12 protein-coding genes and 1 tRNA gene are annotated in these 12,227 nt (G+C 61.1%); 3 read left to right on the plus strand and 10 right to left on the minus strand.

Going from position 1 to position 12,227, the window contains the following annotated elements; translation table 11 throughout:
• Positions 1-24 precede the first annotated feature (24 nt).
• Together ACODR6_RS28425 and ACODR6_RS28430 are read left to right on the plus strand one after the other, a co-directional pair.
• The gene (locus tag ACODR6_RS28425) at positions 25-1,557 is read left to right on the plus strand and encodes an acyl-CoA carboxylase subunit beta (RefSeq protein WP_130278263.1); all 1,533 of its coding nucleotides are present in this window, start codon (positions 25-27) and stop codon (positions 1,555-1,557) included.
• A 127-nt stretch (positions 1,558-1,684) separates the two neighbouring features.
• The gene (locus ACODR6_RS28430) at positions 1,685-2,080 is read left to right on the plus strand and encodes a DoxX family protein (RefSeq protein WP_112716357.1); all 396 of its coding nucleotides are present in this window, start codon (positions 1,685-1,687) and stop codon (positions 2,078-2,080) included.
• 41 nt (positions 2,081-2,121) lie between these two features.
• Here ACODR6_RS28430 and sugE read toward each other — a convergent pair whose 3' ends face one another.
• The 10 genes from sugE to lipB form a co-directional block, all read right to left on the minus strand.
• Positions 2,122-2,436: a quaternary ammonium compound efflux SMR transporter SugE gene (gene sugE / locus ACODR6_RS28435; protein WP_112716355.1), complete on the minus strand. Its 315-nt coding sequence runs from the start codon at positions 2,434-2,436 to the stop codon at positions 2,122-2,124.
• Between the two features lie 155 nt (positions 2,437-2,591).
• Entirely contained in the window at positions 2,592-3,425 is an 834-nt protein-coding gene (gene fghA, locus ACODR6_RS28440) for an S-formylglutathione hydrolase (protein WP_489025740.1), read from the minus strand.
• Position 3,426: 1 nt separating this feature from the next.
• Positions 3,427-3,888, minus strand: a complete 462-nt coding sequence (locus ACODR6_RS28445; protein WP_489025838.1) for a YaiI/YqxD family protein — start codon at positions 3,886-3,888, stop codon at positions 3,427-3,429.
• 96 nt (positions 3,889-3,984) lie between these two features.
• Entirely contained in the window at positions 3,985-4,563 is a 579-nt protein-coding gene (gene gfa / locus ACODR6_RS28450; protein WP_489025741.1) for an S-(hydroxymethyl)glutathione synthase, read from the minus strand.
• A gap of 102 nt (positions 4,564-4,665) precedes the next feature.
• The gene (locus ACODR6_RS28455) at positions 4,666-5,793 is read right to left on the minus strand and encodes an S-(hydroxymethyl)glutathione dehydrogenase/class III alcohol dehydrogenase (protein WP_112716349.1); all 1,128 of its coding nucleotides are present in this window, start codon (positions 5,791-5,793) and stop codon (positions 4,666-4,668) included.
• Positions 5,794-5,915: 122 nt separating this feature from the next.
• Positions 5,916-7,178 carry a zinc metalloprotease gene (locus ACODR6_RS28460; RefSeq protein ID WP_489025743.1) on the minus strand — a complete coding sequence of 421 codons (1,263 nt, stop codon included), beginning with the start codon at positions 7,176-7,178 and terminating at the stop codon, positions 5,916-5,918.
• A gap of 111 nt (positions 7,179-7,289) precedes the next feature.
• Complete coding sequence (locus tag ACODR6_RS28465) at positions 7,290-9,299, minus strand: acetyl-CoA carboxylase biotin carboxylase subunit (protein WP_489025745.1); 2,010 nt, start codon at positions 9,297-9,299, stop codon at positions 7,290-7,292.
• A 102-nt stretch (positions 9,300-9,401) separates the two neighbouring features.
• Positions 9,402-10,094, minus strand: a complete 693-nt coding sequence (locus tag ACODR6_RS28470) for a hypothetical protein (protein ID WP_199629599.1) — start codon at positions 10,092-10,094, stop codon at positions 9,402-9,404.
• A gap of 98 nt (positions 10,095-10,192) precedes the next feature.
• A complete protein-coding gene (locus ACODR6_RS28475; protein WP_489025747.1) occupies positions 10,193-11,119 on the minus strand; it encodes a DMT family transporter in 927 nt (308 codons plus the stop codon).
• 59 nt (positions 11,120-11,178) lie between these two features.
• Complete coding sequence (gene lipB, locus ACODR6_RS28480) at positions 11,179-11,892, minus strand: lipoyl(octanoyl) transferase LipB (RefSeq protein WP_489025749.1); 714 nt, start codon at positions 11,890-11,892, stop codon at positions 11,179-11,181.
• Positions 11,893-12,062: 170 nt separating this feature from the next.
• Between lipB and ACODR6_RS28485 the strand changes: the two genes are divergently transcribed.
• Positions 12,063-12,147 (plus strand) — tRNA-Leu (locus ACODR6_RS28485).
• Positions 12,148-12,227 lie beyond the last annotated feature (80 nt).

Below are 12,227 nucleotides of genomic sequence, written 5' to 3' on the forward strand. Positions count from 1 at the left end.
GCTCGCGCGGCGGGAGGAGATTTCATGAAGGAAATTCTCGAGGAGCTCGAGCGCCGGCGCGATGCGGCCCGTCTCGGCGGCGGCGAGGCGCGCATCGAAGCGCAACACAAGCGCGGCAAGCTGACGGCGCGCGAGCGCATCGACCTCATCCTCGATGAGGATTCCTTCGAAGAATTCGACATGTTCGTCGAGCATCGTTCGACAGATTTCGGCATGGAGAAGAGCCGTATCGCCGGCGACGGCGTTGTCACCGGCTGGGGAACGGTCAATGGCCGTACCGTCTTCGTCTTTGCCAAGGACTTTACCGTCTTCGGCGGCTCGCTTTCGGAAGCGCATGCCGAGAAGATCATGAAGGTGCAGGATATGGCGCTGAAGAACCGCGCGCCAATCATCGGCATCTATGACGCCGGCGGCGCCCGCATCCAGGAAGGCGTTGCTGCACTCGGCGGCTATGCCGAGGTGTTCCAGCGCAACGTGCTCGCCTCGGGCGTCATTCCGCAGATTTCGGTGATCATGGGTCCTTGCGCCGGCGGTGACGTCTATTCGCCTGCAATGACCGATTTCATCTTCATGGTCCGCGACACATCCTACATGTTCGTAACCGGCCCCGATGTCGTGAAGACCGTGACCAACGAGACCGTGACGGCGGAAGAGCTCGGCGGCGCCTCGGTGCATACGACGCGGTCGTCGATTGCCGATGGCGCCTATGACAACGATGTCGATACACTGCTGCAGGTGCGCCGCCTGATCGATTTTCTGCCGCAGTCCAATACCTCGCCGATCCCCGAAATCGAATGTTACCAGCCGGTGACAGAGTCCGACGAGTCGCTGGATACGCTGGTTCCGGCCAACGCGAACAAGCCCTACGACATCAAAGAACTGATCCTGAAAGTCGCCGACGAAGGCGATTTCTTCGAGATCCAGGCGAGTTTTGCCAAGAACATCGTCTGCGGCTTCGGGCGCATCGAGGGCTCGACGGTGGGATTCGTCGCCAACCAGCCGATGGTGCTTGCCGGCGTGCTCGACAGTGACGCCTCGCGCAAGGCGGCGCGTTTCGTGCGCTTCTGCGACTGCTTCAATATTCCGCTCGTCACCTTCGTCGACGTGCCGGGGTTCCTTCCGGGGACGGCGCAGGAATATGGCGGGCTGATCAAACATGGCGCCAAGCTGCTGTTTGCCTATGCGGAAGCGACGGTGCCGAAGCTGACGGTCATTACCCGCAAGGCGTTCGGTGGCGCCTACGACGTTATGGCATCCAAGCATCTGCGCGGCGACCTGAACTATGCCTGGCCAACGGCCCAGATCGCCGTGATGGGCGCCAAGGGCGCCGTCGAGATCATCTTCCGCAAGGATATCGCCGATCCCGAAAAGATCGCCGCGCATACGAAAATGTACGAGGACCGGTTCCTGTCACCCTTCGTCGCCGCCGAGCGTGGCTATATCGACGAGGTGATCATGCCGCATTCGACGCGCCGCCGTCTGGCGCGGGGATTGAAGATGCTGCGCAACAAGGATCTCTCCAATCCCTGGAAGAAGCATGACAACATTCCGCTCTGACCGAATAAAACTGTGCTTTCCGGTGTTTAGGCACTGTCGAAGATGTGAACGCCATCCGTGATTCCGTGATTTTTCTCGGCATCGCGGACAGGCTAACGCTCTTCCTGCCCCTAGAAGGAGAGTCTTTATGTCTGCTTTTGATCGTTTGAGCGCCTATCAGCCCTATGCACTGGCTGCGCTCAGAATTTTTGCCGCTCTGCTGTTCATCGAACACGGCACGATGAAACTTTTCGCCTTCCCGATCCCGCAGGGTGACGGTGGCTCACTGCCGCCGCTGTTCCTCGTCGCAGCACTGCTGGAAGTTATTGGCGGCCTGCTTGTTCTCGTCGGTTTCCTGACGCGTCCGGTTGCCTTCCTGCTGTCCGGTGAAATGGCGATCGCCTATTTCATGGCGCATTTCCCGCGCGGCTTCTATCCGGCGGTCAATGGCGGCGGTGAAGCAATCCTATTCTGCTTCATCTTCCTGTTCCTGGTCTTTGCCGGCGCCGGCGCGCTTTCGGTCGATAGCCGCAAGACGGTCTGAAAACGAGAAATGCCGCGGTTTGATCCGCGGCATTTCCACTTTTATGCGGTGAGTTTCAGTCCGGCGATGCCGGCAACGATCAGGCCGATACAGGCAAGACGCGCAGCGTTTGCGGGGTCACCGAGCAGCCAGATACCGAGCAGCACCGTGCCGACGGTGCCGATACCGGTCCATATCGCGTAAGCCGTGCCAATCGGCAGCGTCTTTACCGCCAGCCCCAAGAGAACCACGCTGATCACCATCGAGACGACCGTCAGAACGGTCGGCATGGGGCGTGTGAAGCCATCGGTATATTTCAGACCGATCGCCCAACCACATTCGAAAAGACCTGCGAGAAACAGCAGGAACCAGGCCATCTTACTCTCCTTGTTAAGAGCGAGGCCGTCCCCGCGACTTTTGCGCCCGAAGGCTCGGGCGCCGCAGTCGTCTGCGTTGTCAGTCATATGCGATGCGGGGCGGCAAAGTTCAAGCTAGGATTTGGCATAGCTGCCATGCCACCCGTTTTCCGCGTTCAGCCGAGGCGTTCTGCGTGCCAGCGCAGATGATCGTCCATGAAGGTGGAGATGAAGTAGTAGGAGTGGTCGTAGCGCTCGTGCATGCGCAGCGTCAGCGCGATGTCCGTGCCCTTGATCGCATCCTCGAAGAGCCAGGGGCGCAGGCCGTTTTCGAGGAAGCCATCGGCCTTGCCCTGGTCGATCAGGAATTCCGGGAAGCGTGCGCCGTCGCTTACCAGGGCGCAGGCATCATATTGCCGCCAGGCCTTGCGGTCGGCGCCGAGATATTTTTCGAGCGCTGGGGCCGACCAGTCCGCGGTCGAGGGCTCGACGATCGGGGCGAACGCCGAGCAGCTCTTGAAACGGCCGGGGTTCTTCAGCGCTATCGTCATGGCACCATGACCGCCCATCGAATGGCCGAAGATGCCCTGGCGGCTGATGTCGGCACGAAACTGTTCGGCGATCAGGGCAGGGAGCTCTTCGGTGATGTAGGTGTACATCTGGAAGTGCTCGGCCCAAGGCGCTTCGGTCGCGTCGAGATAAAAGCCGGCGCCCTTGCCCATCTGCCAGTTGGTCAGCTCATCGGCGACGTCGTTGCCGCGCGGGCTGGTGTCCGGGCAGACGACGATCATGCCGAGCTCGGCGGCGAGGCGGCGGTATTCGCCCTTTTCCATGACGTTGGCATGGGTGCAGGTCAGGCCGGAGAGATACCAGAGTACCGGGCAGGGTTCCTTGATCGCCTTCGGCGGCACGAAGACGGCAAAGGTCATCTCGCATTTGCAGGCCTCGGATTCGTGGCTGAATACGCCCTGCATGCCGCCAAATGCGGTCGCCTGCGAAATGATCTTCATGTCAGTCTCCAGTCTGTTCGGAAATGTTCTTGGCACGGCGGCAGAGCCGGTCGAAGGTTTCGAGGAAGCGCGAGCGATCCTTGGGGCCGAAAGCGGCGTTGTAGCCCTTGCTCTCGCCGGTCTCGCGCAGATGCGCGCCCAGATCGCGCATCGCGCTTGCCATGCCGATATTGGTGTCGTCGAAGACCCGGCCTGCTGGGCCGCAGACGAGCGCACCGGCCGCAACACAACGCACGGCGAGCGGCACGTCGGCCGTCACCGCGACGTCGCCCGGACCGGCGTGCTCGGCTATCCAGTTGTCGGCCGCATCGAAGGCGTTCGAGACGATGACGTTGCGCACCATCGGATCGCGCGACGGCCGCAGCCCGGAATTGGCGACGAAGGTCACCTCCATTGCGAGCCGCTCGGCTACCTTCAGAATTTCCGGCTTGACCGGGCAGGCGTCTGCATCGACGTAGATCATGAAGTTCAATCTGTTCTTGCTGAAACGCCACGCGTTGCCACGTAGCGTTCTATCTTTCGGCTTTCATAGTCCGTGGGCTGCTATCAGTTCAAGATGTCAGGCTTCTCTCAGCGTGCCGGCCTTCTTCGCGACCCATGTGGCGATTACATCCATCAACGTCGGATTGAGGCAGTCGTATGTATCCAGACCGATCTCCCTAAACTTACTCCGCACCCCCGCCATCGCCGAGGGCGGCGTGCCGGTTTCGATGATCGAGGAGACGAAGGCTGCAAAGCCGGGTTCAGGCCAGCCGCTTTCCTGGAAGCGTTCCGGATGGACGAAGTCCAAACCCTTGAACGCATGATCGCGCTCGACCGGTCCGTACATGTGAACGCCGCATTGTTTGCAGGCATGGCGCTGTATCAATGCCTCGGGATCGACCACGTGAAGCTTGTCGCCATTCTCCAGCACCGAGACGTTCTCGTGCGCCGCGACTGCAACGATAGAGAATGCAGCACCCTTGGGCTTCCAGCACTTGCTGCAGCCGCAGGCGTGGTTGTGCAGCACCGTGCCCTTGACCGCCACCTTCACGGGCTTGTCCGTGCATAAGCAGACAAGTGTGCCGCCGTTGAAATTCGCCTGTCCCTTCTTGACCCCGCCATCGAGCAGAGGGTGTATCGATACCTGGTTTGCCATGTTCAGCTTCCTCCTCAGCTGCCCGCGGCTCCCAAATCAGGATTGATTTGCGACAAAGCCGCAGGCGATTTCAACGTCGAACCGCATTCCTCGTCACTCTCCTCAGTATACCACCACGCCGCGGATGCTTTCGCCCTTGTGCATCATGTCGAAGCCCTTGTTGATGTCTTCGAGCGGCATGGTGTGGGTGATCATCGGGTCGATCTGGATCTTGCCCTGCATGTACCAGTCGACGATTTTCGGGACGTCGGTGCGGCCGCGGGCGCCGCCGAAGGCCGTGCCCATCCAGTTGCGGCCGGTGACCAGCTGGAACGGGCGGGTGGAAATTTCCTGGCCGGCGCCGGCAACGCCGATGATGACGGACTTGCCCCAGCCGCGGTGCGAGGATTCGAGCGCCTGGCGCATCACCTTGGTATTGCCGGTGCAGTCGAACGTATAATCGGCGCCGCCGATCAGGTCGCCGTTGCGCTTGGTCAGGTTGACGAGGTAGGGCACGATATCGTCGCCGACATCCTTCGGATTGACGAAATGCGTCATGCCGAATTTCTCGCCCCACTCCTTGCGGTCATTGTTGATGTCGACGCCGATGATCATGTCAGCGCCGGCAAGGCGCAGGCCCTGGAGAACGTTGAGGCCGATGCCGCCGAGACCGAAGACGATCGCCGTCGAGCCGATCTCGACCTTGGCGGTGTTGATGACGGCGCCGATACCGGTCGTCACGCCGCAGCCGATGTAGCAGATCTTGTCGAAGGGTGCGTCCGGGTTGACCTTGGCAACGGCAATCTCCGGCAGAACCGTGAAATTGGCGAAGGTCGAGCAGCCCATGTAATGGTGGATCTTGTCCTTGCCGATCGAGAAACGCGAGGTACCGTCGGGCATCAGGCCCTGGCCCTGCGTCGAGCGGATCGCCGTGCAGAGATTTGTCTTGCGCGACAGGCAGGAATAGCACTCGCGGCATTCCGGCGTGTAAAGCGGAATGACGTGGTCGCCCTTCTTCACCGAGGTGACGCCCGGGCCGACATCGACGACGATACCTGCACCTTCATGGCCGAGAATGGCCGGAAACAGGCCTTCCGGATCGGCACCCGAGAGGGTGAAGTCGTCGGTGTGGCAGATACCCGTTGCCTTCACCTCGATCAGCACTTCGCCGGCCTTCGGTCCGTCGAGCTGAACTGTCATGACTTCCAAAGGCTTGCCTGCCTGAACGGCGACTGCGGCGCGAACGTCCATCGTCTGATCTCCCTATCTGATTTGCTGGGCGGACAATCGCACGGCGGCAGAGGGGCGCTCAAGCGAAAAGCTTGATCAAAAGACACTTTGTGCGGGATGCGGCAGCCAGTTTGCCGCTAACGTCAGAAAAGCTTTTCGCTCGCGAAAATAATGGCATAGCCGTGCATGGCGATCGCCGCGTAGAAGCCGAATGCAACGAGCATCCTTTCACCATCATTCATCTCATCAAGCTTCTGGCGCGGCTTGACCGAGCCCGAGCCGATCATGCTCATCAGGATGAAGACGGCCAGCCCGGCGATCAGCAGATTGTTCGACAGGCCGATCGCCCAACCAACGCCGATAATGCAGGCGGTGACGGTGAAGCTGGCGACGATCAGCGAGTGCCGGGTGCGGAAGATCTGGCGTAGCACCTGACCGCCGTCGAAGCGGTGCATCGGCAGCAGGTTGAGGAGATTGAAGGCGCCGAGGATCAGCAGCAGGACGAGCAGCGGCCGGCCGACACTCGCCGGCACGACGCCGTGGCCGATGCCCTGGACGGCAGCGATGATGATCGGCACGACGAATGCCGACATTCCGGCGCCCATCAGCGCACAGGCGGCAACCTCGAAAAGGTTCTTGTAGGGGCGGCCGCCGATCGCGATGCCGCCGAGCAGCGGAATGAAAATCATTCGCACCGACCTGTGTCCGAAAGCGCGGTAGGCCGCCATGTGGCCGAGCTCATGAAGGGCGATGACCATGGTCAGAAAGGTCGAGATCATCAGGCCGCTGGCAGTGAGCCCGAAGAACGGCCAGAGCAGCAGAGTGGAAAGCGCGGCCAAGAAGGTTTGAACCAGAGGCCTTTCGAAATGGCCCTGTGGCCTGGAGATGCCGGTTTCCAGCCATCCCTGCAGCGAGCGGATTTCGCGCTGGAGCACGAAATAGCGGAAGATGAGGAAGGCGAGGCCGCGATAGTGGTCGGTCTGACTGATCTCCAGCGCAGAGCCTTGCGGCGTGGACCTGATGATGCGGCTTTCGCTGTAATGCTGCCAGAAGGCCGGATCGAGCGTGCTGTCGTCCGCGATCCGCGACCGGAAGGCATGCGCGCCGCCGGCGGGAAGCGGATCGAGCGCCAGGACACGGCGCAGCGGCTCACCATTGCGGTCGAGATGGCTGTAGACCTGCTCGACGAAACCCGGCCGGTGGGCGATGGCCCTGCTACTGATGACGGCATGATGCCAATCGGCAGATTCGCCTACTGGATTGATCGCCTTCCAGAGGGTTTCGGGCGGACAGCGGAAGGCTCTGGTCACGCTGATCGTTCGCAGGCCGAGCGGAATGCGCATCAGAAGCCAGAGCAGACCGAGATTGATGAACAGCAGGATGGCCGCTGATTGAAGCGCCGACATAGAGGACTCCGGCCCCAGCCACAGGGCGAAAACGGCTCATCATAGCGCGAGCCGCTTAACAAATGCCTTTGTCACCGATGGGTGAGTACCTCGCCGCTGTGCCGGAAAGGGTCAGGCGAACTCCATGATGACGGCGTCGACGGCGAGGCTTTCGCCGGGCTTTGCCTTCACTTTTCCGACAACGAGGTCGCGCTCGGCGCGCAGCACGTTTTCCATCTTCATGGCCTCGACGACGGCAAGCGTCTCGCCGGCCTTGACCTCCTGGCCCTCGGCAACCGCAATCGACACGACGAGACCGGGCATTGGGCAGAGCAGAAGTTTCGACGTATCCGGCGGGAGCTTGACCGGCATCAGGCGGTTGAGCTCGGCATGGCGCGGCGTGAAGACCTTGGCGCGAACGGAGAGACCTTGCCAGTCGATGCGCAGACCGTTCAGAACAGGTCGGATCTGGGCGATGGCCTTGACGCCATCGATGGTGCCGGACCAGACGGGCTCGCCGGGTCTCCAATTGGTGACAACGTGCAGCTCGCGGCCATCGGCCTTCATTCCCATCTCGAAGGGGATGGTGACATGGCCTTCAAGGAGGCTCGCAGCGACGTAATCGCCGCCGACCTTCACCACCCAGTCGCTGCGCAGATCGCCCGTCGCTGCACGGAGGCGGTCGCCGTGACGTTCGCGGCGGTTGGTCTCGATCAGCGACGCCGAGAGGGCGATTGCGGCCAGCGCGGCCTTCTGCGACGCATCGGGCTCTACCGGTGCGAAACCATCGGGATATTCCTCGGCGATGAAACCCGTCGAAAGCCGGCCTTCGCGCCAACGGGGATGTTTCATCAGGGCCGAGAGGAACGGAACATTGTGTTCGATCCCGTCGACCACGAAGGCATCGAGCGCCTCGGCCATCGCATCTACTGCGGTCAGCCGGTCCGGCGCCCAGGTGCAGAGCTTGGCGATCATCGGATCGTAATACATGGAGATTTCGGCGCCTTCATAAACGCCGGTGTCGTTGCGGACGATGATATCGCCATGCTTACCTTCAGCGGGCGGCCGGTAACGGGTGAGGCGGCCGATCGACGGCAGGAAATTGCGGTAGGGGTCCTCGGCATAGAGGCGGCTTTCGATCGCCCAGCCATTCAGCTTGATGTCCTTCTGCGCGAAGGGCAGCTTCTCTCCGGCCGCAACGCGGATCATCTGCTCGACGAGATCGATGCCGGTGACGAGTTCGGTCACCGGATGCTCGACCTGCAGGCGGGTGTTCATTTCCAGGAAATAGAAGTTGCGGTCGCGATCGACGATGAACTCGACCGTGCCGGCGCTTTGATAGTCGACGGCCTTGGCGAGCGCGATGGACTGCTCGCCCATCGCCTTGCGGGTCTTCTCGTCGAGAAAGGGCGAGGGCGCCTCTTCGGCGACCTTCTGGTTGCGGCGCTGGATCGAGCATTCGCGCTCGCCGAGATAGACCGCATTGCCATGCCCGTCAGCAAGCACCTGGATTTCGATATGACGGGGATCGACGACATATTTCTCGATGAAGACGCGGTCGTCGCCGAAGGAGCTCTTGGCTTCAGAACGGGCGCGATCGAAGCCGTCGCGCACTTCCGCTTCGTTCCAGGCGATGCGCATGCCCTTGCCGCCACCGCCGGCCGAGGCCTTGATCATGACCGGATAGCCGATCTCGCCGGCGATCTTTTCCGCCTGTACAGCGTCCTCGATGACGCCGAGATAGCCCGGCACGGTCGAGACCTTGGCGGCGTTGGCGAATTTCTTCGATTCGATCTTGTCGCCCATGGCAAGGATCGCCTTGGGCTTCGGTCCGATAAAGACGATACCTTCCTTCTCCAGCGCCTCGCAGAAGGAGGCGCGTTCGGAGAGGAAGCCGTAGCCGGGGTGGACGGCCTCGGCGCCTGTTTCCTTGCAGGCGGCGATGATCTTTTCGGCGACGAGATAGCTTTCCGCAGCAGGCGCTGCGCCGATATGAACGGCCTCATCGGCCATTTCGACATGCAGCGCGTCCCGATCCGCGTCGGAATAGACCGCGACGGTCAAAATACCCATGCGCCGCGCAGTCTTGATCACGCGGCAAGCGATTTCGCCGCGATTCGCGATCAGGATTTTCTTGAACATGAAGACTCCACCCGAGAAATGCGTCCTGAAGTTCTACGCAGAAACTTCAGGACGCACAATCGTACGAAAGCCTTGCAGCTATTCAGCTTTACGGCGCAGGGATCAAGCGACGGCCTGCTCGTCGTCGACGATCCGCAGCCAGCGGCTGGTGCGCGGCTGGTGATAATCGCGTAGCTCCAGCGCCCGCATGATTTCGGTCCAGCGGGGATGGTTGGCGGCGGGAAGCGTTTCCGTCTCGATGCGGCGAAGGACGCCGTGGGTGACCGGCGAAACGGGGATGACGCCGCCTTCGCAGACATTGCGCAGCACGCGCATGACGTAATCGACGTCCTGGCGGGTGATTCCCTTGCGCTCGACGGCGCGCGTCAGCTTGTAGCCGCCGACATTGTCGGTGATCGCCAGGCGGAGCTGGTCGAGGGCGAAGGCGCGCAGCTCATCCGGCACATAGGACGAAATTTCCATGATGTGCAGCACCAGCTCCAGCTCGAGCGCCGAGTTCACGACGCCATCGGTCGCGAACATGCGCATGATCCAGGCGGCGTTGATCTCGTCGAGCGATCCCTGCGGATAGCTGTAATTGACGATGAAGCCGGCGAGGCTTTCGACGAAGAAAGCGTTCCATTCCGGGCATTTTTCGGGGCAGGAATTGTTGAGTGCGAGCATGACGACCACGTCGTCGGCGGTCCGGACGCCGTCCGGGAAGCTATGCTTACGCAGAAGGCCGATGTCGTCGGCGGCCAACCGGTGCTTTCCGGCGATGACGCATGCCGGGAAAGCGAGTCGGAATTCGCTCATTTTTTATCTCCAGAACCTCATCATGAGGCCGGAGACGCTTCTATCGCGCGCGGATTGAGGATCCCTCAACAACGACAGTTAACGAATTGCCGTTTCATTCAGGCCGAATTGACGGACTTCGACTGCAGCCGTTCGCGCCAGATGATGAAAAGCCCGGACGCGACGATGATGGCGATGCCTATCCACTTGGAAACAGTGGGGAAATCATTGAACAGCGCGTAGCCGAGAACCGTGGCCGAGATAATCTCGAAGTACTGAAATGGAGCAAGCAGCGAGAGCGGCGCCAGGCGAAAAGCCCGAACGACGAGCAAATGCGCATAGCCGGAGAGCGAACCGAGAATCAGCAGCAACACCAGACCGAGGAGAGACGAGGGCAGGGAGATCTCGAAATCCGCTATACCGGCGGCATTTCCGCCGAAGAGCGCGACGGCCATGAACAGCGTTCCACCGATTCCGGCCATGGTCTGCATGGTCAGCGGCGAATCGGCCTCGCCGATCGCGCGGTTGAGGAACAGGTAGAGCGAATAGAGGAAAGCGCAGAAGACCGGCAGCAGCGCCTTGAGGCCGAAGATTTCGTAGCTCGGCTGGATGACGATCATGGCGCCGCCGAAGCCGACGACGATCGCCGTCCAGCGCCGCCAGCCGACCTTGTCTCCGAGAAAGAGCGCCGACATCGCCGTCAGCATGAAGGGCTCGACGAAGTAGATGGCGAAGACATCGGCGAGCGGAATGTATTTGACGGCGACGAAGAACAGCAGGCTTGCCGCGCCATGGAGGACACCGCGCAGGAGGTTCATCCAGGGACGCTTGGCGTGCAGCGCCTTCCAGCGGAAGAGCACGAACAGCAGCGGCAGCGTGCAAACCAGCTGAAAGAAGAATCGATAGAAGGTCACCTGGCCCGGCGACATCGATTCGAAGGTCGCCATATATTTGGCGATCGCATCCATGGCGGGAAGGACGATCATGGCACCGGCCATGATGGCCATGCCCTGGAGGGGATTCTGCTGGGATTGTGGCTGGGACATGCTCGGCTTCCGGAAACATGACCATCAACCACAGGACCGGCCCGCTGGCAAGGCGCGGCTCAAGCCGCGTTGACGGTCTCGCCGAAGACTGCCTCGAAGGATTCGCGCAGGCGCATGTCGACATCCGCCATCATCACCGGCAGGCCGAGATCGACGAGGCTGGTGACGCCATAGGCAGAGATGCCGCAGGGGACGATGCCGGTGAAATGATCGAGATCCGGCTCGACGTTCAGAGAGAACCCATGGAAGGTGACCCAGCGGCGCAGGCGGATGCCGAGAGCTGCGATCTTGTCTTCGCTGACCGAACCATCCGGCAGCAGCGGCTTTTCGGGACGGCGCACCCAGACGCCGACCCGGTCCTCACGCCGCTCACCGCGAACATTCATCGAATCGAGCGTGCGGATAACGACGTCTTCGAGGGCGGCAACGAAAGCGCGGACGTCCTGGCGGCGCCGCTTGAGGTCGAGCATCACATAGGCAACGCGCTGGCCGGGTCCGTGATAGGTATATTCGCCGCCGCGGCCGGTGGCGAAGACAGGGAACCGGTCCGGCTGCACCAGATCCTTGGCATCGGCGCTGGTACCGGCCGTATAAAGTGGTGGATGTTCGACCAGCCAGACGAGTTCGTCGCCGCCATCGGCAATCGCCGCGACCTCGCGTTCCATTGTTTCCACAGCCTGCTCATAGGGCACCAGGCCATCGGCGATCCGCCAGCGGACAGGATTATTGCCCTCGCGAGGAAACATGGAGAATTGCAAATCGGTGCGCAGCATGGACTTTTCCCTTGCCGCACAGGGGAAGCGGCAGAGCGCTATATGGCCCCGTTTGATGCCCAATTCAAATGCTGTGATTTGTTTTGAAAAAAACTGTCATATCGCTCTTGTGCGCCCAAAATGCTTTTGCTACATGCTGCCTCGCCGACGCAAATCGGCCCTACCACGATGCGGTCGTGGCGGAATTGGTAGACGCGCAGCGTTGAGGTCGCTGTGGGGCAACCCGTGGAAGTTCGAGTCTTCTCGACCGCACCAAGAACCCGGCTTAGGCCGGGTTTTTTGTTTTTCTACAGTTCATTACGTTGTTTTCTTTACCTCGTATCTCAAGGCCGTTC

The organism is Rhizobium sp. FG96 (assembly GCF_057808655.1).